Origin of the sequence: Halomonas sp. H10-9-1, assembly GCF_040147005.1 — a bacterium.
Taxonomy (GTDB): domain Bacteria; phylum Pseudomonadota; class Gammaproteobacteria; order Pseudomonadales; family Halomonadaceae; genus Halomonas.
In genome coordinates, this window is the sequence record NZ_JAMSHO010000001.1 from 1867366 (window position 1) to 1891124 (window position 23759).

The 23759-nt window shown below is 68.3% G+C and carries 19 protein-coding genes; 9 read left to right on the top strand and 10 right to left on the bottom strand.

All coding sequences use genetic code 11. The annotated features are described in order from the left end of the window. Positions 1–20: 20 nt before the first annotated feature. From NFH66_RS08640 to gorA, 5 genes are all read right to left on the bottom strand, one after another. On the bottom strand, positions 21–875 hold the full coding sequence (locus tag NFH66_RS08640) for an ATP-dependent zinc protease family protein (protein WP_349609878.1): 855 nt from the start codon (positions 873–875) through the stop codon (positions 21–23). Positions 876–1143: 268 nt separating this feature from the next. After that, the gene (locus tag NFH66_RS08645) at positions 1144–1533 is read right to left on the bottom strand and encodes an ectoine synthase (RefSeq protein ID WP_349609879.1); all 390 of its coding nucleotides are present in this window, start codon (positions 1531–1533) and stop codon (positions 1144–1146) included. Positions 1534–1622: 89 nt separating this feature from the next. After that, entirely contained in the window at positions 1623–2888 is a 1266-nt protein-coding gene (gene ectB, locus NFH66_RS08650) for a diaminobutyrate--2-oxoglutarate transaminase (RefSeq protein WP_349609881.1), read from the bottom strand. Between the two features lie 83 nt (positions 2889–2971). Then, positions 2972–3550: a diaminobutyrate acetyltransferase gene (gene ectA / locus NFH66_RS08655; RefSeq protein ID WP_349609883.1), complete on the bottom strand. Its 579-nt coding sequence runs from the start codon at positions 3548–3550 to the stop codon at positions 2972–2974. A 255-nt stretch (positions 3551–3805) separates the two neighbouring features. Then, the gene (gorA, locus tag NFH66_RS08660; RefSeq protein ID WP_349609884.1) at positions 3806–5185 is read right to left on the bottom strand and encodes a glutathione-disulfide reductase; all 1380 of its coding nucleotides are present in this window, start codon (positions 5183–5185) and stop codon (positions 3806–3808) included. A 185-nt stretch (positions 5186–5370) separates the two neighbouring features. Here gorA and can point away from each other — a divergent pair, with 185 nt between their 5' ends. The 8 genes from can to pepQ all read left to right on the top strand — a co-directional run bounded on the left by can (position 5371) and on the right by pepQ (position 14300). Next, complete coding sequence (gene can, locus NFH66_RS08665; protein WP_349609886.1) at positions 5371–6018, top strand: carbonate dehydratase; 648 nt, start codon at positions 5371–5373, stop codon at positions 6016–6018. A 201-nt stretch (positions 6019–6219) separates the two neighbouring features. Continuing rightward, the gene (locus NFH66_RS08670) at positions 6220–7797 is read left to right on the top strand and encodes an ABC transporter substrate-binding protein (protein ID WP_349609888.1); all 1578 of its coding nucleotides are present in this window, start codon (positions 6220–6222) and stop codon (positions 7795–7797) included. Positions 7798–7911: 114 nt separating this feature from the next. Continuing rightward, positions 7912–8958: an ABC transporter permease gene (locus tag NFH66_RS08675; protein WP_349609890.1), complete on the top strand. Its 1047-nt coding sequence runs from the start codon at positions 7912–7914 to the stop codon at positions 8956–8958. Next, complete coding sequence (locus NFH66_RS08680) at positions 8955–9911, top strand: ABC transporter permease (protein WP_349609892.1); 957 nt, start codon at positions 8955–8957, stop codon at positions 9909–9911. Before NFH66_RS08675 ends, NFH66_RS08680 begins: the two co-directional genes overlap by 4 nt. Positions 9912–9930: 19 nt before the next feature. Then, positions 9931–10953 carry an ABC transporter ATP-binding protein gene (locus tag NFH66_RS08685; RefSeq protein WP_349609894.1) on the top strand — a complete coding sequence of 341 codons (1023 nt, stop codon included), beginning with the start codon at positions 9931–9933 and terminating at the stop codon, positions 10951–10953. Beyond that, the gene (locus tag NFH66_RS08690; protein WP_349609895.1) at positions 10950–12017 is read left to right on the top strand and encodes an ABC transporter ATP-binding protein; all 1068 of its coding nucleotides are present in this window, start codon (positions 10950–10952) and stop codon (positions 12015–12017) included. The genes NFH66_RS08685 and NFH66_RS08690 overlap by 4 nt, the downstream gene beginning before the upstream one ends. 52 nt (positions 12018–12069) lie before the next feature. Continuing rightward, positions 12070–12999 carry a LysR family transcriptional regulator gene (locus NFH66_RS08695; protein ID WP_349609896.1) on the top strand — a complete coding sequence of 310 codons (930 nt, stop codon included), beginning with the start codon at positions 12070–12072 and terminating at the stop codon, positions 12997–12999. Next, positions 12996–14300, top strand: coding sequence for a Xaa-Pro dipeptidase (gene pepQ / locus NFH66_RS08700; RefSeq protein ID WP_349609898.1), 1305 nt, complete (start codon positions 12996–12998; stop codon positions 14298–14300). Before NFH66_RS08695 ends, pepQ begins: the two co-directional genes overlap by 4 nt. Before the next feature lie 19 nt (positions 14301–14319). Here the strand turns inward: pepQ and msrA are convergent, their stop codons facing one another. The 4 genes from msrA to NFH66_RS08720 are packed head-to-tail and all read right to left on the bottom strand — an operon-like array spanning position 14320 to position 21689. Next, positions 14320–14934 (bottom strand): peptide-methionine (S)-S-oxide reductase MsrA, encoded by a 615-nt coding sequence (msrA, locus tag NFH66_RS08705; protein ID WP_349609899.1) that lies wholly within the window; start codon positions 14932–14934, stop codon positions 14320–14322. A 16-nt stretch (positions 14935–14950) separates the two neighbouring features. After that, positions 14951–18961 carry an autotransporter assembly complex protein TamB gene (gene tamB, locus NFH66_RS08710; RefSeq protein WP_349609901.1) on the bottom strand — a complete coding sequence of 1337 codons (4011 nt, stop codon included), beginning with the start codon at positions 18959–18961 and terminating at the stop codon, positions 14951–14953. After that, on the bottom strand, positions 18925–20787 hold the full coding sequence (tamA, locus tag NFH66_RS08715) for an autotransporter assembly complex protein TamA (RefSeq protein WP_349609903.1): 1863 nt from the start codon (positions 20785–20787) through the stop codon (positions 18925–18927). Before tamA ends, tamB begins: the two co-directional genes overlap by 37 nt. A gap of 53 nt (positions 20788–20840) precedes the next feature. Continuing rightward, positions 20841–21689 (bottom strand): coiled-coil domain-containing protein, encoded by an 849-nt coding sequence (locus NFH66_RS08720; protein WP_349609906.1) that lies wholly within the window; start codon positions 21687–21689, stop codon positions 20841–20843. Between the two features lie 192 nt (positions 21690–21881). Between NFH66_RS08720 and NFH66_RS08725 the strand changes: the two genes are divergently transcribed. Then, on the top strand, positions 21882–22460 hold the full coding sequence (locus NFH66_RS08725) for a superoxide dismutase (protein WP_349609908.1): 579 nt from the start codon (positions 21882–21884) through the stop codon (positions 22458–22460). Positions 22461–22468: 8 nt separating this feature from the next. Here the strand turns inward: NFH66_RS08725 and NFH66_RS08730 are convergent, their stop codons facing one another. Further along, entirely contained in the window at positions 22469–23758 is a 1290-nt protein-coding gene (locus NFH66_RS08730; RefSeq protein ID WP_349609910.1) for a nucleotide sugar dehydrogenase, read from the bottom strand. Position 23759: the final 1 nt, after the last annotated feature.

Here is a 23759-nt window from a genome sequence, read left to right on the forward strand (position 1 = left end):
GAGAGACGCCGAGGCGTGACTCAGCGCTCTTCGTTTTCGAGATCGGCGTCATCCTGGTCGCGTTCGGCTTCCGATGCCGGCCGCCCACCGGGATACTCGGGACGCTCGTGGAGGTAGCGCTCGGCCACGTCCACCACGGCGATATCCAGCAGGAAGCGCCTGCCCAGCAAGGCCGGGAAATCGAGGTGGGTACGGTCGCTGAGGGTGAATTCCACCGGCTCGCGAATCGAGCCCAGGGTCATCATCAGCGTGACCACCGGGCGTGATTCCTGGCCGGTGGCCTGGATGATTCGCACCCGGCGCTCGATGGGGGCCTCGATCCATTCGTCACGCACCGCATCCACGATCACGTCATCGTCGGCCAGGCCCAGCTTGAAACGAACCCAGTTCTCGCCGTCGCGCTCGAAGCGAGTAATCTCGCGGGCCGATAGCGACGAGGTGTTGGCGCCGGAGTCGATGCGCGCCTTCAGGTAGGTGCCCACGTCGGGCAGGCCGATCCACTCGCTGCGGCCCAGTATCGTCTTGTTGGCCAGTCCCAGCTCGTCGGCGGCACACTCGCGCCTGACCACCACCGGCTCGGGTTCGTCGACAGCGATGTTGTCCAGCCGGACATGCACCCCGCGCAGCAAGGAACCCACTTCGTGCACGTCACCGATCAGGGCATCCTGGCGGCGCGCCACGAAGGTGATATCACTGCCTAGCCGAGACTGGTCATCGCAGCGAGCCACCAGGGTGTCTTCCAGTGCATCCATGCGCACATGGAAGTCGGCTGGCGTCAGCGGTGCAGGCGGCTCGGGCTTGTTGGTCAGGGCGCCACAGCCGGAGAGCAGGATGGCGGACGCCGCGAGAGTTGCGCTCAACAGGGGATGAGGCATGGGGCGGATCAATTCCTTTGAACAGTGCGTGGATAATAATGAGTCCCCAAGCAGGTTGTCCAACCCGCAGGCTTCTGGGTCATGCGGGAATGTGGGCAGCGGGCCGTCCGGACGCCATTCATCATGTGATATTTAACATAATATACATTATGCGAATCTCTAGGTGGAAGACCCGGATGCCGGTATCAGATGGCCAGTCCGCAAACGTCGCGGACCCCGACATCGCTGCCGGGGTCCGCCGAAGATCACGATGTCTCGCCCAGCGGGCTCACTCGGCGGGAGCGTAGGAGCCATCCTCGCGGTGCACTTCCTTGCCGGTCAGGCCCGGGGTGAAGACGCAGGCCAGGTGCATGGTCTTGTGGGCGCGCAGCAGGTGCTCGTCATGCTGGTCGAGGATGTAGATGTCGCCCGGCTTGATCGGCCAGATCTTGCCGTCGGCCAGGGTCTCCACCTCCCCCTCGCCCTCGATGCAGTAGACCGCCTCGAAGTGGTGCTTGTAGTGGATATGGGTCTCGGTGCCCTCGAAGATCCGGGTGATATGGAAGGAGCAGTTGCCGCCATCATCGGCCAGCGACAGGCGGGTGCTGTCCCAGTTGCCGTTCTCGGCGGTGACCAGGCGGTCGGTCTTGCGGCACTCCTCGAGATTGCGAACGATCATATCTATCTCCTTGAAATTCGGTGGCGGCGCGATCGATGATCAGGATCGGCCGAGTGCTGGCGGACCGCCGGGGCGGCCCGGCCAGAGTATCAGCTCAGCGCCTGCTTGGCGCTCTGCTCGAGGATATCCAGGCCCTTGAGCAGGTCCTCCTCGGGGATGGTCAGCGGGCAGAGGCACTTGACCACTTCGCCGTCCTGGCCGCTGGTCTCGATCACCAGGCCGTTCTCGAAGGCCTTGTGGGTGATCTTGTCGGCGATCTCGCCGGTGCCCACGTCGATGCCGCGCATCAGGCCGCGACCACGCTCGGAGGCCTCGATGCCCTGCTCACCGATCCAGGCGGCGATCTTCTGGAAACGCTCGGCGACGATCTCGCCCTTGCGCTGGACTTCCTTGGCGAAGCTGTCGTCGCGCCAGAAGGTCTCCAGGGCGGCGGCGGCGGTGGTGAAAGCCAGCGCGAAGCCACGGAAGGTGCCGTTGTACTGGCCCGGCTTCCAGACATCGAGCTCGGGACGCATCAGCACCTGGGAGAACGGCAGGCCGAGGCCGGAGAGCGACTTGGAGTTGGTGACGATGTCCGGCACCACCCCGGCGTGCTCGAAGCTGAAGAACTTGCCGGTGCGGCCGCAGCCGGCCTGGATGTCGTCGACGATCAGCAGGATGTCGTGGGCGCGGCAGATCCGCTCGAGGCGCTTGAGCCACTCGGTGCCACAGGCGTTGATGCCGCCCTCGCCCTGCACGGTCTCGACGATCACGCCGGCCGGCACGTCGAGGCCACCGGACTTGTCGGAGAGCAGCTTCTCGAAGTAGTCCAGGGTGTCGGTGCCGTCACCCAGGTAGCCGTCGTAGGGCAGGAAGCTGCCGCCCACGGTGGGCACGCCGCCGGTCGCCTCGCGGAACTTGCGGTTGCCGGTGGTGGCCAGCGCCCCCATGGTCACGCCGTGGAAGCCGTTGGTGAAGGTCACGATGTTGTGACGGCCCTTGGCGTTGCGCGCCAGGCGGATGGCCGCCTCGACGGCGTTAGTGCCGGTCGGCCCGGGGAACTGCACCTTGTAGTCCAGGCCGCGCGGCTTGAGGATGATCTCCTCCAGGGCCTCGAGGTAGCGGCGCTTGGCGGCGGTGAAGAAGTCCAGGCCGTGGATGATGTTGTCCTCGGCCAGGTACTCCAGCAGGGCCTGCTTGATCTCGGGGTTGTTGTGGCCGTAGTTCAGGGTGCCGGCGCCGGCCAGGAAGTCGATGTACTGGCGGCCGTCCTCGTCGGTCAGGCGCGCGTTCTTCGCCTGGGTGAAGACCACCGGGAAGGAGCGGGAATAGGTCCGGACGTCGGATTCCATGCGTTCGAGGATCTGGGTCTGCATCGTGCGACCTCCTTGAGGAGAGGATGAATGAACGAAGGGTGGCGCGAGGCCGACGTCGGCCTCGCCCACGAGATCGGAAGGGATCAGAGACGATCGGTCTGGAAGGGGCCGATCCGTACCAGGTTCTCGGGGTCGTGTTCGCCGCCGAGCTGGTCGGTGGAGAAGTATTCGCGGCTGTTGAGCGGCGCCTGCCAGCGAGCGGCGAGACGCTGGAACAGGCCCCAGGAGGCCTGGTTGTCAGGGGTAATGGTGGTCTCGAGGTGGTGCACCTCGGCAAGCTCTGGACGGGTCATGATCGCCTCGACCAGGCGACGGGCCAGGCCGGTACCGCGCGCCTTCTCGCCCACGGCAACCTGCCACAGGAAATAGGTGTCCGGCGCATTGCTCTTCACGTAGCCCGAGACGAAGCCGACGATCTCGCCCTCCTCGTCCGTGGCCACTGCACAGCTGTCACGAAACTGGGTGGCCAGCAGCAGGTAGGCATAGGCGGAGTTGACGTCGAGCGGGGGGCAGGACTTGACCAGTTCGTAGATGCCCCAGCCGTCATCGGGATTGGGCTTGCGGATGAACAGGTCGCTGGCTTCGGCGTCGACGACCTCGTCGGCGACGGTGGGCCGAGCGAGCTCGGCGGAGGGCGTGAAGGGCTCGGTAGTGGTCATCATGGGCGGTGTTCGCTGCGGCGATGTCGGGGGGAATTATACCAAGCTCCCGACAGATTTCAAATTTACCATTATTTATCGCGACGAAATCCATAACAAAAAATTATGCATGCCTGCCCTGCCAGTGGATCCCGCGGTTTCACGCTAGCTCAGACCGGCGCCGTGGACCCAACGAACGCCGTGGCCTCAACGCAAGCGGCCACCCGAAGGTGGCCGCCTTGTAGAAGAGTCTTGTAGGTGACCCTGTAGAAGAATGGCTCAGCGCCGCGTCGGCGTGCGCATGGTGACGAACTCCTCGGCACCGGTGGGATGGATGCCCACGGTGGCATCGAAGTCGGCCTTGGTAAGGCCGGCCTTCACCGCGATGGCGATGCCCTGGATCACCTCCCCGGCCTCCTCGCCCACCATATGGGCCCCCACCACCACGTCGCTTGCGTCATCGACGATCAGCTTCATCAGACAGCGTTCGCTGCTGCCTGACAGGGTGTGCTTCATGGGGCGGAATGCGGTGCTGTAGACGCGGATCTCGCCACAGCGCTCCCGGGCCTCCTCCTCGGATAGCCCCACGGTGCCGATGTTTGGGTGGCAGAATACCGCGGTGGGGATGTTGCGGTAGTCCAGCGCGGCGGGGGGCGGGGTGGCGTCGAAATGACAGCGCACCAGGTGCATCGCCTCGGCTAGCGCCACCGGGGTCAGCTCGGGGCCGCCGATCACGTCGCCCAGGGCCAGCACCGAGGGCAGCGAGCTCTCGAAGCGCTCGTTGACCTTGATATAGCCGGCGTCATCCAGGGCCACGTCCAGGCTGTCCAGTCCCAGCCCCTCCAGGTGCGGGCGACGCCCGGTGGCGGCCAGCACCGCATCCACTTCCAGGATCTCGCCATCGGTCAGGGTCACCGCCAGGCCGCCCTCGAGGCGCTCGATGCGTTCGATGTTGGTGTCGAAGCGCAGGTCGACGCCCTTCGCCGTCATCTGGTCGCGGGCGAATTCGCGCACCTCGCGGTCGAAGCCGCGCAGGAACAGGTCGCCGCGGTAGATCAGGTGGGTATCGCTGCCCAGGCCGTTGAAGATACTGGCGAACTCCACCGCGATATAGCCGCCGCCCAGCACCAGGAAGCGCTCGGGAAAGTGCTCCAGGTCGAACACCTCATTGGAGCTCAGGGCCAGCTCGTTGCCCGGAAACTCGGGGATCCAGGGCCAGCCGCCCACGGCGACCAGGATCTTCGCGGCGCTGTGCACCTCGTCGCCGACTGCCACCCGGTGGGCATCGAGCACCCGGGCGCGGCCATTGATCAGGCGTACCCCGGCGTCATCGAGCAGCCGCCCATAGATGCCGTTGAGCCGCTTGATCTCCCCCACCTTGTTGTCGCGCAGGGTCGGCCAGTCGAAGCTCGGCACCTCGGCGAGCCGCCAGCCGAACCCCTCGGCATCCTCGAAGGCGTCCTGGAAGTGGGCGGCATAGGAGTAGAGCTTCTTGGGCACGCAGCCCACGTTGACGCAGGTGCCGCCCAGGTAGCGGTCCTCCGCCACGGCAACCCTGGCGCCGTTGGCAGCGGCGGTACGCGCGGCACGCACGCCGCCGGAGCCGGCGCCAATCACGAAGAGGTCCCAGTCGTAGGCGGTTGGTTCTAGGTCGGACACGGTGTTGCTCCTTGTCGTGGGGGCGAACCCATGGATTCATGCGACGATGATAGCAGCGATGGTATGGCAACGGCATGGCGGCGCCGCGTCGCAGGGGTGACAGGCTGGCGTGTTGACCGCCCCGCGGGGGAGCGGTAAAAAAAGGCGCCAATTCCCACTATGCCCACCACGCGACGAGGCCACCCATGAGGAAGGAAATCGAGACCCTGCTGGAGAACAACCGCGCCTGGGCCGATAAGGTCTGCCGAGACGATCCCGGCTTCTTCACCCGACTGTCGAACCAGCAGAATCCCGACTACCTGTGGATCGGCTGCTCGGACAGCCGGGTCCCCGCCAACCAGATCATCGCCCTGCCGCCCGGCGAGGTCTTCGTGCACCGCAACGTCGCCAACCTGGTGCACCACAACGACCTCAACGCCCTTTCGGTGTTGCAGTACGCCGTCGACGTGCTCAAGGTTCGTCATATCATGGTGGTAGGCCACTACGGCTGCGGCGGCGTGCGTGCCGCCATCCAGGGCGGCGACAACGGCATGGTCGACAACTGGTTGCACTCGGTTCGCGAGCTCTACTATCAGCACCGCGACGAACTGGCGCCGTTGCCGATCGACGAGCGTGTCGACCGCATGTGCGAACTCAATGCTCGCGCCCAGGTGACCCGCCTCAGCCGCACCAAGATCGTCCAGCACGCCTGGCAGCGGGGGCAGGACATCTGGCTTCACGGCTGGGTCTATGGCCTCGCCGACGGCCGCGTCAAGGATCTCGAGTGCACCATTGCTGGCCTCGACGAGGCGGCCGACCTCTATCGGATCCACAGCGCCACCCCCGCCGACTGAGCACCGTCGCCGTCCGGCGGCCCCCTGGGAGCCGGACGGCAGATATTCCACTTTCGTATTATTCAATACTGATTTATTCATATTGCGCATGACGCCAGTCGGAATTTCGATTGTGCTGGGCCCCGTCGGGTCTCTATGTTGAGGGCTGCAAGCCGTGTGCGGTGACCACGCACCAACAACAACCTCGAAAGGGAACCCGACATGAAGTTCAAGCGCACCCTCCTCGCCGCCGTCGTCGGCGCCACCATGACCGGCGCGGCCCTGCTGCCCGCCACCGCCAGCGCCGAGACCACCCTGCGCATGGCCTACGATGCCGACCCGGTCTCGCTGGATATCCATGAGCAGCTCTCCGGTGGCATCCTGCAGCTGTCGCACATGACCCACGACCCGCTGGTGCGCTGGACCCAGGACCTGGAGTTCGAGCCGCGCCTGGCCACCGCCTGGGAGCAGGTTGACGACACCACCATGCGCATGAGCCTGCGCGACGGGGTCGCGTTCCACACTGGCAACGCCTTTACCGCCGAGGACGTGGTGTGGACCGTGGAGCGCCTCAAGCGCAGCCCCGACTTCAAGGCGATCTTCGCGCCCATCGAGAGCGTCACCGCCATCGACGACACCACGGTGGAGTTCAAGACCGCGGAGCCCTACCCGCTGCTGCTCAACCTGGCCACCTATATCTTCCCCATGGACAGTGCCTTCTACAGCGGCACCGACGAGGATGGCGACCCCAAGGACGAGATCGTCAAGAACGGCAACTCCTTCGCCTCCGCGAACCTCTCCGGCACCGGTCCCTACACCGTGGTGGAGCATCGCAAGGGCGTGCGCATGGAGTTCGAGCGCAACCCGAACTACTGGGACAGCGAGTCGCCGGGCAACGTCGACACCATCGTGCTGACCCCGATCAGCGAGAACGCCACTCGGGTGGCCGCCCTGCTCTCCGGTGACGTCGACTTCATCGCCCCGGTGCCGCCCAACGATCTCGATCGCGTGCGCGAGAGCGATGCCGCCGAGCTGGTGACCATGTCCGGCACCCGCATCATTTTCTTCCATATGAACCAGGAGCGCGTCGAGGCCTTCCAGGATCCGCGCGTGCGCCAGGCCTTTGCCTATGCCATCAACCAGGACGCCATCGCCGATCGCTTGATGAAGGGCTTCGCCACGCCGGCTGCTCAGTTCTCTCCGGAGGGCTATGCCGCTCATATCGACTCGCTGGAGCGTCGCTATGACCTGGAGAAGGCCCAGGCGCTGATGGATGAGGCGGGTTACGCCGATGGCTTCGAGATCACCATGATGGCGCCCAACAACCGCTACGTGAACGATGCCAAGATCGCCCAGGCGGTGGCCACCATGCTGGCGCGCATCAATGTCGACGTGGATCTCAAGACCCTGCCCAAGGCGCAGTACTGGGGCGAGTATGACGACCGCGCCGCCGACATGATGCTGATCGGCTGGCACTCCGACACCGAGGACAGCGCCAACTTCCACGAGTACCTCACCGCCTGCCCCGATGCCGACACCGGTGCCGGCCAGTACAACGCCGGCAACTACTGCAACCCGGAGCTCGACACGCTGGTGGCCGAGGCCAACCTGGAGGTCGACCTCGAGACGCGGGCCGCGATGCTCCAGCAGGTCGAGCAGACCCTCTACGACGAGGCCGCCTTCGTGCCCCTGCATTGGCAGGACCTGGCCTGGGCCGCGGCGCCCAGCGTCAATATCGAGCCGGTGCTCAACGTGATGAACTTCCCTTACCTCGGGGACCTGGTCATCGACGAGGAGTAGTGACCCCGACGCCGGCGAGGGCCGGCGTCATCCCGGTCATTCGCCACCCCAGACAACGAGCGACGCACTCCGGCCGCGGGTGCGTTGCCGCCTGTATGCCCACAGGAACCTTTCATGATCGCCTTCCTGATCAAGCGCCTCTTCCATGCGCTGCTGGTGATGTTCGTCATCAGCATCATCGCCTTCTCCATCCAGGACAACCTCGGCGACCCCATCCAGCAGATGGTCGGTCAGTCGGTGCCGGAGAGCGAGCGCGAGGCCCTGCGCGAGGAGCTCGGTCTCAACGACCCCTTCCTGGCCCAGTACCTGCGCTTCGCCGGTAATGCCGTCCAGCTCGACTTCGGCTACTCCTACATCTTCAACGAGCCGACCACCGAGGTGGTGCTGCGTCACCTGCCGGCGACCCTGGAGCTGGTGGCGGCCACCACCCTGCTGATCGTGCTGCTGTCGGTGCCCATCGGGGTCTACAGCGCCATCCGGCCGCGCGCCCTGCTGTCGCGATTCTTCATGGGGGTCTCCATCGTCGGTATCTCGATTCCGGTGTTTCTCACCGCCATCGTGCTGATCCAGCTGTTCGCCATCGGCGTGACCTGGTCGCCCTTTCCCGCGGATAGCGTCTGGGGCAGCTGGCTCAACGGCCTGATCACCACCGAAGGAGGCATGCCCGCCTACGGGCGCGGCGACCCGGTGCACGTGTTCGGTACCTGGTACACCAACTTCGCCTCCACCGAGGGGTTGATCTACCTGGTCCTGCCGGCCATCTCCCTGGCCTCGATCATGCTGCCGCTGTTCATTCGCCTGATCCGCGCCGAGATGCTCGAGGTGCTGCAGTCTGAATACATCAAGTTTGCCCGCGCCAAGGGCATCCGCCTGGGCCGTATCTACTTCCTGCACGCGCTCAAGAACACCATGCTGCCGGTGATCACCGTCGGCGGGGTGCAGATCGGTACCCTGGTCGCCTACACCATTCTTACCGAGACGGTGTTCCAGTGGCCCGGCATGGGGCTGATGTTCCTCAACGCCATCAACCACTCCGATATCCCGCTGATCGTCACCTATCTGATGATCGTCGGCCTGATCTTCGTGGTCACCAATACGCTGGTCGACCTGATCTACGGCCTGGTCAACCCCACCGTCAAGCTGACAGGGAAACCCGCATGACTACCCGGACCTCTCCCCTGCAGGCCCCGCCCCTGCCGAGCCGCTGGATGCGGCTACGCGACTCCTTCCTGCTCTACAGCTTCAAGCGCGATCCGATCGCACAGCTTAGCCTTGCGGTGTTCATCGCCTTCGTGGCCTGCGCGGTGCTGGCGCCGTGGCTGGCGCCGATGAACCCCTACGACCTGGCGCAGATCGACATCATGGCCTCGGAGCTGCCGCCCTTCTGGATCGACGGCAGCGACCCCGCCTACCTGATGGGCACCGACGCCCAGGGGCGCGACCTGCTCTCCACCATCCTGTATGGCGCCCGGGTATCGCTGATCATCGGCTTCGGGGCCGTGGCCCTGCAGGCGCTGCTGGGCGTGATCTTCGGCCTGCTGGCCGGCTACCTGGGCGGGCGCATCGACGCCTTCCTGATGCGCCTGGCCGATATCCAGCTCTCCTTCTCCACCCTGATGGTGGCCATCGTGGTCGGCGCCCTGGTCAAGGCGATCTTCGGCAGCGCCACCTTCAGTGCCTACGCGGTGCCGTTGCTGGTGTTGATCATCGGGCTGGCCGAATGGCCCCAGTATGCGCGTACGGTGCGTGCCTCGGTGCTGGCCGAGAAGGGCAAGGAGTACGTGGATGCCGCGCGCACCATGGGCCTGCCCAGCCGGCGCATCATGTTCCGGCACATCCTGCCCAACACCCTGTCGCCGATCTTCGTCATCTCCACGGTGCAGGTGGCCAACGCCATCATCTCCGAGGCCGCCCTCTCCTTCCTGGGGCTGGGCATGCCCGAGACCCACCCGTCGCTGGGCTCGCTGATCAAGTCGGGCTTCGACTACATCCAGTCCGGCTCGTGGTGGATCACGTTGATTCCGGGGGCCGTGCTGGTGGTGCTGGTGCTGGTGATCAACCTGCTCGGCGACTGGCTGCGCGACGTGCTCAACCCACGCCTATACAAGGGCTGATGACGCCAACGGAGTTTCCATGTCTCTTCTCGAAGTCAACCAGCTCGATGTGCGCTTCGCCCTGCGCCAGGGCGACGTCAAGGCGCTGCGTGACGTCAGCTTCTCGCTGGACCGCGGCGAGCGCCTGGGCATCGTCGGTGAATCCGGTGCCGGCAAGTCGGTCGCGGCATTCAGCCTGCTCAACCTGATCGCCAAGCCTGGCTACATCGCCGGCGGCAGCATCCGTTTCGAGGGCCAGGAGCTCACCGGGATGCACGACCGCGGCCTGCGCAAGATCCGCGGCAACCGCATCTCGATGATCTTCCAGGACCCGATGATGACGCTCAATCCGGTGCTCTCCATCGGTGAGCAGATGGTGGAGTGCCTCAAGGCCCATCGCCGCATCGGTCGCCGCGAGGCCCGTGCCATCGCCCTGCGCAAGCTCGAACAGGTGCATATCCCTTCCCCCGAGGCGCGCCTCGACCAGTATCCCCATGAGCTCTCCGGCGGCATGCGTCAACGCGTGATCATCGCCATCGCCCTGCTGCTCGACCCGGACATCATCATCGCCGACGAGCCCACCACGGCGCTGGATGTCACCATCCAGGCCGAGATCATGGACCTGCTGCTGGAGCTGTGCGAGAAGCACAACGTCGGCCTGATCCTGATCACCCACGACCTCGGCGTGGTCAGCCAGGTGACCCAGCGCATGCTGGTGATGTACGCCGGCCGGGTGATCGAGCAGGGTCCGACCCGCGAGATCATCAACGACCCCCAGCACCCCTATACCCAGGGGTTGATGAACGCCCTGCCGCAGATGGCCACGCCGGGCAGCCGGCTCAACCAGATTCCCGGCAGCATGCCCTCGCTGGACAACCTGCCCAGCGGCTGCGCCTTCCACCCCCGTTGCGGCTTCGTCACCCGCGCCGATGGCAGCGAGCGACCCGCCTGTCGCACCCGGGTGCCCGAGTTCGTGGCCTCCGGCAACTGCCGGGTGGCCTGCCACATGGTGGCCGAGATGCTCGATCAGGAACGCATTCCGGCGGAGGAAACAACACGATGACCGCTACCGTTACCGCTACCCTCGCAAGGCCAGCCGCCAGCGAGGCCCAGGCGACTCGCCCGCTGCTGGAGATTCGCGGCCTGGAGAAGCGTTTCTCGCTCTCCGGCGACTTCCTGGAGCAGCTCAAGTTCAAGGGCGGCAGGCTGGTGCGCGAACAGGAGTACGTCCACGCCATCAACGGCGTGGACCTGGAGATCCAGCGCGGCGAAGCGCTCTGTGTGGTCGGCGAGTCGGGCTGCGGCAAGTCCACGGTGGCACGCACCGTGATGGGCCTGCTCCACCCCACGGCCGGCGAGATCCACTACGACGGCCAGCGCATCGATGACCTTTCGACCCAGGCGCTGATGCCCTACCGCCGACGCATGCAGATGATCTTCCAGAACCCCTATGCGTCACTCAATCCACGCATGACCATCCAGCAGACCCTGGAGGAGCCCATCCGCCTGCACCACCCCGACTGGAGCCGCCAGCAGGTCCGTGACCAGGTCGACGAGGTGATGGCGTCGGTGGGCATCGCCACCGACTGGGGCAAGCGCTACGGCCACGAGTTCTCCGGCGGCCAGCGCCAACGCATCGCCATCGCCCGGGCACTGGCGGTGGACCCGGAGTTCATCGTCGCCGACGAGCCGATCTCGGCGCTGGACGTCTCGATCCAGGCCCAGGTGCTGAACCTCTTGATGGACGCCCAGCGCGACCGCCACCTGACCTACCTGTTCATCACCCATGACCTCGCCGTGGTGGAGCACTTCGGCACCCGGGTGGCGGTGATGTACTTAGGCAGGGTGTGCGAGGTGGCATCCACGGCGACGCTTTTCGCCACGCCGCGCCACCCCTACACCCGGGCGCTGCTGTCGGCGATCCCGCGGCTGGAGGACGACCGGCCGCAACATATCCGTCTCGAAGGCGAGGTACCCACGCCGGTCCACCTGCCCTCGGGTTGCGTCTTCCATGCCCGCTGCCCGCATGCCAACGCGCGCTGTCGCCAGGAGGTGCCCGCGCTGATCGCCCGTGACGATGGCAGTCGGGTCGCCTGTCACGGGGTCGAGGAAGGCCGCATCGCATGAGTCCCGCAGGCATCTGGCATACTGCCCCCTTGCAACGGCGTCGGGAGAAGACATGGAGCTGCGCTGGCTCGAGGACTTCATAGCGTTGGCACGCACGCGACATTTCTCGCGGGCCGCCGAACAGCAGAACGTCACCCAGCCAACGTTCTCGCGGCGCATCAAGCTGCTGGAGGAGGAGATGGGCACCGTGCTGGTCAACCGCCAGACGCTGCCGTTGTCGCTGACGCCGGCCGGCGAGGAGTTCCTGGAGCTGTGTCATGACGTGACCCAGCGCCTGGCGGATGGTCGCCGTCGCCTCGCCCAGCTTGCCGACCAGCAGGCCGGGCGCATCCGCCTGGCGGCCCCCCAGAGCCTGCTGCGCGACTTCCTGCCCGGCTGGCTGGGGCGCTGGGTGGTACCGCCACCGATCGTTCCCGACCTGCGCGCCACCGGCTGGCTGGTGGACGACTTCTTCCGCGCCCTGGCACGGGACGAGTGCGACCTGGTGCTCTGCTACTGGCCCGTGGAGCCGTGCGGCATCGAACCCGATCTCCAGGACACCCTCTCCTGCCGGCTGGCCGGCGAGTGGCTGATCCCCGTCTCGTTGGTGGAGGCGGACGGGCGTCCCCGCTTCGCGCTGGAGGGCGCCTCGCGCCTCCCGTTGATCGCCTATCACCCCCGTGGACTGACCGCTGCCGCGATCCAGGCCCACCTTGCCCGACTCGGCGACACCCCCGATTTCAGCATCCTCAACGAGAGCATCCAGAGCAGCAATATCCGCGAGCTGGTCAGCCTGGGCTACGGCCTGGGCTGGCTGCCCGAAGCCGGCGTGCGCGGAGCGCTGGCCAGCGGCGAGCTGGTGCCGGCCGGCGGCGAGCGCTGGCAGGTGCCGGTGGAGATACGCCTGTTCCGGCGCGCCGATAACCAGCAGCCGGCGGTGACGGCTCTCTGGGATGCCCTCGTGACACCTTCCCCCACCCGCTTGAGCGGAGCGCCACCATGACAACCAATCTCGACCCCCTCCAGGGGCGCCACCTCGACGCCCTGGAGCGCAGCTACGCGGAGCTTCTCGGCCGCCACGCCCTGGACGGCGTGCTGATCTACAGCGGCCGGCCACGCTGCCACTTCGCTGACGACCAGGAGGCGAGCTTCGTCGCCTATGGCCACTTCGTGCACTGGACCGGCCAGGCCCAGCTCGCCCACAGCTGGTTGCTGGTACGCCCCGGCCAGGCGCCGCGTCTCTATCTGCATGCCCCGGAAGACTTCTGGCACCTGGCCGCATCTCTGCCCGAGGAGGCCTGGGTGGCCCGCTTCGAGGTCGAGCGCGGCCGTTTCGAGACGCCGCCGGCGCTGCCCGCCGGGTGCCGCTGCGCGGTGATTGGCGACGTCGATGCCGGCCAGGCCCGGGCACTAGGGGCCGAGCTTAACCCGCCGGCGCTGCTCGCCGCCCTGGATGAAGGCCGGGTGCGCAAGAGCGCCTACGAGGTGGCGTGCATCGGCGAGGCCAACCGCCAGGCCCTGGCGGGGCACGCCGCGGCGCGACGCTGCTTTCTCGACGGTGGCGCCGAGCTCGATATCCAGCTCGCTTACCTGGGTGCCTCTCGCCAGCGCGAGAGCGAGCTGCCCTACGCGAACATCGTCGGCGCCAACGCCCACGGCGGGGTGTTGCACTACCAGCACTATGATCGCCAGGCGCCCGGTGCGAGTCGCAGCCTGCTGGTGGACGCCGGTCATCGTCACCGCGGCTACTGCGCCGATATCACCCGCAGCTGGGCCGGAGCGGACGCCGCCCCGGCCTTCGCCCCGCTGATCGCGGGAGTCACGGGCATCAAGGATCGCCTGGCGGCGGCCCTGGCGCCGGGGATCGACTTCGTCACGCTGCAGGGCCAGATGCACGACGAGCTGGCTGGGCTGCTGGTCGATCAGGGAATTTTCCGCGGTTCTGCCGAGGCGGCGGTGGCGAGCGGCCTGACCCGCGCCTTCTGCCCCCACGGCCTGGGGCACCTGCTGGGCGTGCAGGTGCATGACGTCGCCGGACGCGTCGACGCGGCGGGCCGCCCACTGCCGCCGCCGGCAACGGACCCGGCGCTACGCCTGACCCGCACGCTTGCGCCCGGCATGGTGGTGACCATCGAACCCGGGTTCTACGTGATCCCGATGTTGCTGGCGGCCCATCGTGGGCGGGATGACGTCGACTGGGGTCTGGTCGAGCGCCTCGCCGACCACGGCGGCATCCGCATCGAGGACAACCTGGCGGTCACCGCCGAGGGGGCGCACAACCTCACCCCCGCCTTCCCCGACTGAGCCCGAATCCGGCGGCGCCTCAGCCGAGCGGGCAAGCGACCCCGGTGCCGCGCAGGCCGCAGTAGCCGCCGGGGTTCTTGTGCAGGTACTGCTGGTGATACTCCTCGGCGTAGTAGAAGGCCTCGAGCGGCGCGATCTCGGTGGTGATGGGTCCGCCCCCGGCCCGGGACAGCGCCCGCTGATAGGCGTCGCGGCTGTGCTCGGCGGCCGCGTGCTGCGCGTCGCTGGTGGTCAGGATGATCGAGCGGTAGTGCGGGCCGACATCATTGCCCTGGCGGTCTCCCTGGGTGGGGTCGTGGGCCTCCCAGAACGTCCGCAGCAGCGTCTCGAGATCGATCTCGGCAGGGTCGTACACCACCCTCACCACCTCGGCGTGACCGGTGAGCCCGGTACAGCTCTCCTCGTAGGTGGGGTTGGGGGTGATGCCGCCGGCGTAGCCCACGGCGGTGACATGGACGCCCGGCAGCTGCCAGAACAGCCGCTCGGCGCCCCAGAAGCAGCCCAGTCCCAGTACGATCTCCTCCATGCCCGCGGGAAAGGGTGGCAGCAGCGTGCGGCCATTGACCACGTGCACGCCGCCGATGGCGAGCGGGGTAGCGCGTCCGGGCAGGGCCCGGGTGGGGTCGAGGGTCATGGTTCTCTCCTTTCCTTCACTGGTCGTCGTCGAGAATCCGGGGGTTGCCCCGGCGGCTGAAGGTATAGACCAGGTCCACCGCCTGGGCGGTTCCCGAGACCGCTTCCAGGTAGAGGCTGCGCCAGATGTTGTAACGCAGGGTGAGTTCGGCGATGGGCGAGAAGACCCCCACCCCATAGCGCACCTCGAAGTCGTCGGTCAGCTGACCACTGAGGGTCACCTGGCTGTCTTCGCCGCTGCCGGCGGTGTCCAGGGTGAGATCGGAGACGCCGAAGGCCTGGCCGATGCTGCCCACCGCGCCGCCGGCCTGGCCGACCGCCATCCCCACCAGCGCCGAGGTCAGGGCGCCATCGGTGTCGCTGTCGTTAGGCGCCCGGCCGCGCAGCAGGTAGGAGAGTGCACTGGCCTCGTCCATGGCCGGTTCCGAGAATACCCTTAGCTGCGGCGAAGACGCGGTGCCGGTGACGCTTAGGCCGGCGATCACCTCATCCTGGGTGGCGTCGGGGTTGCGCACCGCCTCGAAGTTGAGCAGCGGCTGGCTCGGCGGACCGCTGAACAGCAGTTGCCCCTCGCGGATCAGCAGATCCTGCCCGTAGGCGCGGAAGCGGCCATCTACCAGGCTGACGTCACCGAACAGCTGCACCGGGCCGTCCTGCTGGCGCACCTCCAGGGTGCCGGAGAGGCCGGACTCGAGCCCGTAGGCGGAAAGCTGCATGTCCGGCCCCAGGCGCAGGCCGATCTGCACGTCCAGCGCCATGCCGGCCTCGGCCATGGCGTCGGCGGTGTCTTCGCCGACGGCATCCGCAGCCGCGGCACGCTCGGCCTCGCGTCGGGCGCGCTCGTCATCCTGTCGGGTGATGATCACCTCGTCGGCGCTGGGTGCCACCGCCGAGGGCGGCAGCTCGCCCACCTCCAGGCGCGCCCAGGGGACCTGGACATCACCCCGCACCTGCAGCAGGGTCGGTCGGGCACGCAACTGCAGGTCGGGGGCGATGCGCAGTTGCCCGAACTCGGGCAACACCGCCAGCAGCGGTCGATCCCGGGCGTTGAGGGAGACATCGGCGCGCCACGCATCCGACGCGGGCCAGGCGGCCTCGCCGGCGATCACAAGGCGCCCCTCTTCGGCCTCGATGAAGCCCTGAATGGTTGCCGTCGTGCCGGCGAGTTCGATGCCCACCTCGCCGTCGCGCACTGCCACAGGCACGTCGGCACCGCTGGCCTCTAGCCCGCGCAGGGCGATAGCCCCGCGCATCTCCGGCGACTCCAGGCTCCCCGTCAGGTCGACGCGGCCGGCGAGGCTCCCCTCCAGGCTCTCCATGCCGGTGACCAGGTTGCGATAGGGCGACAGGTGCAGCCCGTCGAGGGCAAGGTTGCCGGACAGGCGCCCTTCCCCGGCGGGATCGTCGATGCGTGTCTCCAGGGCCAGGCCGCCGGCCTGCGCGAGGCCGAGCTCCAGGGAGAGCTCCACGGCGCGCTCATCGGCACGGATCCGACCATCGAGGCGCGCCTCCGGCAGCGACCAGGGTTGGCCGTAGGCGTCCTGGCCATCCAGCGCCAGACGGCTCTGCAGGCGACCCGTGGCCCGCCAGCTTCCGCCCGCTCCCCAGCCGGCATCGAGATCCAGTTCGGTCATGCCCTCCGCCGACCAGGGCTCGGGCAGGAAGGCGTCGAGCAGCGCCATGGGCAGCTCCGCCAGCCTGAGGCTGACCTCGCCGCCCTCCGCCGAGGCGGCCATGGGCTCGACCAGGCACAGGCTGCCGCCCTGGCGTCGACTCAGGCAGAAGGGCTGCACCCGTGTGCTGCCCTGCTTCAGGTCGGCGGCGAACAGCGCGGGGCCGTCGAGGCGCAGGTCGCCCTGCTCGGCATCGACCTCGAGGCGGGATAGCCGGCCCGCGTAGTGGGTGCGTGCCGTATCGAGCCCCCCCTCCAGCACCAGGGCGGCGCGGGACAGCGGCAGGCCCGACGGTGCCGCGGCGTCCAGGGTCAGGCGGTGGTCGGAGAGGCGGCCATCGAGGGCCAGGGCGACCTCGTCGAGGCGCTGGCCACCGCCCTCGAGGCCGGCAAGGTCCAGCGTCAGCTCCATGGCGGGATCCTCCAGGCCGCTGACCCGGCCAACCAGGCCGAGACGACGCAGCCGATTGTCGGCGAAGGCCAGCGACTCGCCGCTCAGATCCACCTCGAGCCTGGGTGTCGCCAGGCTGCCGGCGGCCTCGAGCCGGCCGCCGATGCGACCCGACAGGGCCTCGTGCAGGCTGGCCAGGTCCGGCATGTCGAGCTCCCCCGCGAGGTCGAGACTCGGCTCGCTCACCTGCCCCGCCAGTTGCAGGCGGTTCTCTCCCTGGCGGAAATCCAGGGTGGTGATATCCCAGCGCATCGCGCTGTCGCCCTCGAGTTCGGCGTGCAGGGCGAGCGATCGCCCCTGCAGTTCGCCATCGATGGCCAGGTTCGGCACCGCCAGGCTCCAGCCCTCCTCGGCCTGGTGAAACGTCGCCGTCACGTCGCCATCGAGACGGCCGGGCAGGCCCTCGACGAAGCGTCCGGGGTCGACGTTGTCGAGGCGCACCTCGGCATCCACCGCGAGCCCCTCGTCCCAGGCGACCTCCCCGCGGCTGACGACGGAGGCATCGCCCAGGGAGAGCGAGAGCGGAGCCCAGGAGAACCGGGACAGGTCGCCATCGCCGGTGAGGGCGAGGCGGGTAAAGGGCAGCTCGGGACCCTCGGCGGTAAGCGAGGCCGCCAGGCGGTAGTCCACCAGGCTTCCTTCCAGGCGCACGGCGATATCCTCCACCACCCAGGGCTCGACGGCATCGCCCTGCTCGTCGACGCTGCCGGGCAGCGGCCACTGCACCAGGTCGCTCGCCAGGCTGGCGGTGAACGGCAGGGTCGGCTCCAGGACATCGAGACGGGCATCCAGGGCCAGGTCGACCGGGCCGCTGAGGTTCAGCCGCATCAGCAGGCCGGCGAGGCTGCCATCGAGACCGAGCGCGATGCGCTGTCCGGCCAGGGCCGGCATGACATCGGGTAGCCACAGGGCGCTCTCGAGGCGCAGCTCCAGGGGGTAGTCGCCGCTCAGGGTAATGGCGGCCGAGAGGCTGGCGTCGCCGTCACGCGTCGTGATCTCCAACGGGCGCACCTCCAGGGTGTGCCCCTCGCCGAACAGCGACAGGGCGAGGCGCTCGACCCCGTACTCCACGGACCCCTCGACCGCGCTGTCTTCCACCAGCAGCTCCGGCACCGCCACACGCAGTGGCAGGGCCACCTCGGGCAACGCGCGCCGCGGCTGCTCCTCCAGGGCACTGGCCGCCAGTCCCTGGGTGGAGGCGGCCACCTCGTCGGGCAGCGGCGAGTGCACGGTGACGGCGGCATCGATGGCCTCGGCGGCAAGGCGCGGCCCCTCGGCCTCGGCCTCGCCCAGTGCCAGCTGAGCCCCGGGCGAGAGCGGCAGCAGCAGGCGAGTGCCGGCCAGGCGGGTGGGCAGCAGGCTCAGGGTATCGCCCTCGGCCGTGGCGCCGGTGCTGAAGTGATCCCAGCGCAGCCGCGTACCGTCGGCAAGCAGCACTTCGACGTCATCGAAAAAGACACGCCGCAGCTCGATGGGAAATGGCAGCTCGATCGCCCCGGGGGGAGCGCCGGAGGGAGACGGTTCCTCGTCATCCGCTGCGCCCTCGGCCAGGCGCACCCGGGCGCCCTCCACGCCCAGCACCTCCAGGCAGAGCCGGCCGGAGAGCACGCACTCCTCCGACCACTCCAGCTCGAGTCGACGCACGGCCACGCTGGCCGGTCCGGCCTGCATGGCGAAGCCCTCGAGGAGCAGGCGGTCGAGGGGAGCGCCCTCGTAGGCCTCGAGGGTAAAGATGCCCATCCGCTGGCCCTGGTCGAGCAGCAGTCCTGTGCCCCAGGGGGAGAGCCCCAGTCCCAGGGTGAAGAACACCAGGCCGAAGAGCCACAGGGGCAACAGGATCAGCAGGCGAATCAACGCCCAGAGCAGAGTCAGAACTCTGGACCGATGGCGAAATGTAGGCGCCACGAATTGTCCTCGTCGTCGAACGGGTGAGCGATATCCAGGCGAATCGGGCCGACCGGGGAGATCCAGCGTACGCCCAGCCCCGCGCCGGTATTGAGGTCGTCGGGGCCCCAGTCGTCGAAGGCGTCACCGGTATCGATGAAGGCCGCCCCCCACCAGTCGCCGGTCACACGGTGCTGCCACTCGAGGCTGTAGGTGAAGAGCTGCTGGCCTCCGCTGAGCTTGCCCTCGTCGTCACGCGGCGAGAGGCTCTCGTAGCCGTAGCCACGCACGCTGTTGTCGCCGCCGGCGAAGAAGCGCAGCGACGGAGGGATCAGCGAGAAGTCATCGGTCTCGATGGCGCCGACGCCGACCCCGGTCACCACGCGGTTGTTGGCACCGATCTTGCGAATCCAGCGAGACTCGCCGGTGAGGCGCAGGAAGTCGGCGTCGGAGCCCCACAGCCCATCGGAGACCTCCAGGCTCAGCTGCTGGCGGTCGCCCCAGGTGGGGAACGTCGGGTTGCGGGTCCGGGTGCGCGACCAGCGGACGCCGGGGTAGAGCAGCAGCACCTGCTCGCTGTCGTTGCCCTGGGTAAAGTCCTCGTAGGTGGTGCGCACGTAGAGGTGCTGGATCCAGCCGTTATCGAACTCCCAGCGGCGCGCCCCTTCCATGGTGGCCTCCAGCGAACGGGTGTCGTCGTTGTCCTTGTGGCTGAGCTCGTACTGGAAGCGATAGCTGTCGCGCAGGGGGTTGTCGAGCGGCAGCGAGTAGACGCCTCCGAAGCGCTGCTCGGGAGCCGAGAGGTAGAGGTCATGGTCGAGGCCGTGGCCATAGCGGTTGATCCACGGCTGCTCCCACGAGAAGCGCATTCGCGGCCCCACGTCGGTGGCGTAGCCGACACCGGCCACGAACTGGTGGCGGTCGGCCGGCGCCACGTTGACGTCGATGGGGACCGCGGGGAACGCTTCCTGCCTCGCTATCAGCGTCGCCGTCCCCGCCAGGGCCGCCCCGGAGATGCGCGGCGCCACGGCGTAGCGCCCCTCCCCCTCGGTGGCCACCGCCTGGAGCCAGCCCGGCTTGGCCTCGTTCAGGGCCAGGGGCGAGCCCTGCAGTCGCGGTTTCACGGTGACGGAACGGAACCACTCGGTCTGCCCCAGGCGCTGGTTGAAGGTGGCCAGGTCTCCGGCCAGGTAGGGGTCGCCGGGGGCGAAGGGCAGCATCCGGCGCAGGCGCTGTGGCTCGATATGGCTACCGGCGATGGCGACGTCACCGAAGCGATAGCGCGGACCACTCTCCAGGGTCAGGTAGAGCCTGGCGCTCTCCTCAAAGGGTCGCACTTCCATGCGGCGCTCGGCATAGCGCCACTCGAAGTAGCCGCGCTCCAGGGCGAGGTTGGCCAGGCGGTCGCGCAGGCTGTCGTAGGGCGCGTGAACCAGGGCCTCACCCACGCTGAGGGGAAAGGCGTCGATGGCCTCCTGGAAGGGAGGGTCCTCCCGGGCATCCCCCTCGAGGCGGAAGTCGAGGGTCTCGATACGCACCCGCGGGCCCGGCTCGATGACGAGCTCGACCGACTCGGGGGCCTCGCCCTGTGCCAGGCGGGCCTCGATCTGCGGTTCGTAGTAGCCGTAGACACGCATCGCCTCACTGGCGCGACGCAGGGCCTCACCCTCCAGCCGTGCTCGGCTGTACTGGGTCTCGTCCAGGCCCGCCAGGTAGTGGCGCACGTTATCCGCCACACTGCCCTCGATCCCCTGGAGGCGGGCCTCGATGGCCAGCACGTCCGGGGCGGGCAGCAGGCCCAGCACCAGAGTCGCCGCGATCAGGCGCACTCCCACGCGATTTTCCATATCCCTACGCCTTGCCGTCTGCGACTCGTCGGGATGCCCTGTGCGCACCTGCCTCAAGGCCTGAGTGCCTCGAGGCGGGCGCTCAGCGCAAGCTGGCTGCGCCGCAGTTCGCCCGCCTCGGCCTCGAGCGCGACGAGGCGCTGGCGCAGGGCATCCTGTTGTTGGCGGTCATCTTCCCGCGCCTCGTCGACACCTTCAAGCGTGTCGGCAAGCGAGGCGACCCGTGCCTGCAGCGCCTCGAGGCGTGAGCGCAGTTCCGCTTGGCGGTCTGCCTGGCGCTCCCGCAGCGCCTCGAGGGCATCACCGTCGATGGCCTGCGCCTGCAGTTCGGCGAGGCGTCGGTCATGCCGCTCGTGGGCCTCGCCGAGCAGGCCGAGACGCCCCGCGAGGGCGCCACGCCCCTCCTCGCCGGTCCGCTCCAGGGCGTCGAGGGAGTCCTGGAAGGCGGCGAGTGTCGCCTCGCGGGTCGCGGCGGCTTCGCCCATGCGGGACAGGCGCGTCTCCTGGCGATCGATCAGCCCCTCCAGACGCTCGAGTCCCGCGGCGAGGTCCTCCTCGACCACGCCGAAGCGTCGTTCCTGGGTCGCGACCTGACGCTCCAGGGCGTCGAGGCGCGCGCCCTGTCGCGCGAGGGCATCACCTTCGCCGATGGTGGCATCGAAGCGTGCGTGAACATTGGAGAGCTCCCCGCTCAGCCGCGCCGCCTCGACCTCCAGGCGCTGACGCTCCTGCCAGCCGAACCAGCCCATGGTCCCCAGGGCGCCGCTGAGCATCAGCACCAGCCACCACAGCGGCCACACCCGCGGCGGCTGGGGGTAACGGGGGCGGTGTGCCGTCAGGCTGGTTTCCGGATCCGGGACGATCGGTCCGGCGTAGCGGCGCGGTTCCGGACGCTCTGCCATGCTCTACTCCTTGTGTGGCCGTGGCTGGGGTGCCGGGATGTGGGTCGCCTGATATCATGCCGCGGCGCCCGAAGGCATGCCCACACCACGGCGATCAGTGTACTGGGTTTGCGGTCCCCGGCGCACGGAACGACGCCAACGCTGTCCCTCCCATTGCCCCTTGTCCATTGCCCTCGCCGCCAAGGAAACCCGATGTCATTCGAACTGCCTGCCCTGCCCTACGACGCCAAGGCCCTGGAACCGCACCTCTCCCGCGCGCTCGTGCAGCGGCGCCACGGCGAGCTCCAGCGGGCCTGCTTGGCTCGCCTCAATCGGCTGGTCGCCGGCACGCCCTGGGCGGAGCGCCCCCTGGAGGCCATTCTCCTCGGTGCCGAGGGCGAGATCGCCCAGCAGGCGGCGCAGGCCTGGGCCCTCACCTTCCACTGGCACTCCCTCGCGCCGCGCAGCGGCGCTCCCGGTGATGCCCTGGCGGCGGCCATCGAGGCGCGCTGGGGAGGCCTCGAGGGCCTGCGCGCGGCAATGGCAGTGGCCGTCGTCGACGGCCCCGCTGGCGGCTGGGCATGGCTGGTGCGTGATGGCGAAGGCGTCGCCCTGATGATGGGGGAGGCGGGCAGTGTGCCCCTGAGCCGCGGCCTGACGCCCCTGCTGGCCCTCCGCCTGGCCGACGCCCCCGATACGCAGGGGCCGGCGGCACTGGCGGCCTTCTGGGCACTGGCCAACTGGCGATTCGCCACCACCAACTTCTCGGGTCCGGCCGCGCCGCGCCGCTGACGCCCTGGTCAGGGGTCGGCGCGGCGGCCGATGCCCCGATAGTGGAGGCCCTGGGCGGCGACCCATGCCGGGTCATAGATGTTGCGCCCATCCAGCACCAGGCGCTGGTCCAGCAGCGTGGCCAGTCGCCGCCAGTCGGGATTCCAGTAGGCCTTCCATTCGGTGACCAGCATCAAGGCGTCGGCCCCCCGGCACGCCTCCAGCGGGTCGCCGTCGAAGCCCTCCAGCAGCGGGTGGTCCCCCACCTCCTCGCGCAGGGCGGGCAGCGCCGCGGGGTCGTGGATGCGCACATGCACGCCCTCGGCCCACAGTGCCCGCAGCAGGGTCAGCACGGGGGCGTGGTCGATGCGCGCGGTGCCGGGCTTGAAGGCGGCGCCCCAGATGGCGATGCGGCGCCCTTCCAGGCGGCCGTGGAAGTGCGCCCATAGCTTGCGGAACAGGGTTTCCTTCTTGTGCTCGTTGATGTCGAGCACCTGCTCGAGCAGCGCCGAGCGCCGCCCACTGGCGGACTGCACGTCGGCCAGGCGCATCAGGTCGCGGGAGAAGTTGGGGCCGCCGAAGCCACAGCCGGGATAGAGGTACTCGTAGCCGATGCGTGGATCGGAGCCCATCCCCTGGCGCACGAACTCGACGTCGACGCCCAGGCTGTCGGCCAGCCCCGCCACCTCGTTCATGTAGCTGATGCGAGTGGCCAGCATGCCGTTGATCGCCAGCTTGGTGAGCTCGGCCGCGCGACACGGCATGCATTGGATCACCTCACGACGCCGGTTGAAGGCGCGCAACAGCTCGCGCACCTGCGCCTCCGCCCCGGCATCGTCGACGCCCAGCAGCCAGCGACCGGGCCGGGTGAAGGTCTCCCAGGCGCGCCCCTCCTCGATCATGTCCGACAGGGCCACGGCGTGGCTGCCTTGTCCCAGCCGGGACTCCAGTCGCTCGGTCTCACCCACCGGGAAGGTGGAGTGGTTGACCAGCAGCCGTGACGGGCCGCCGTGGCTCCCGAGGGCATCGAACAGGCCATCGAGGTCACCGCGCTGCTCCGGCGAGAGCGAGAGCCAGACCACCTCCTGGGGCCGTTGCAGGGCCTCTTCGGCGCTCGTCGCCAGCCGCAGGCTGGCGTCGGCCAGGCCGGCCTCGAGCTGGTCGAGCAGGCGCGGCTCGCGGATCAGCCAATCGGCTCCCCGCAAGGTCGGCCATGACTGGTCGGCATGCGGCAGCCAGGTGACCTCATGACCCACCCAACTGAGGGCGGCGGCGGCGGTAGCGGCAGAGAGCTCGCTGCCGTGAACCAGCACACGCATG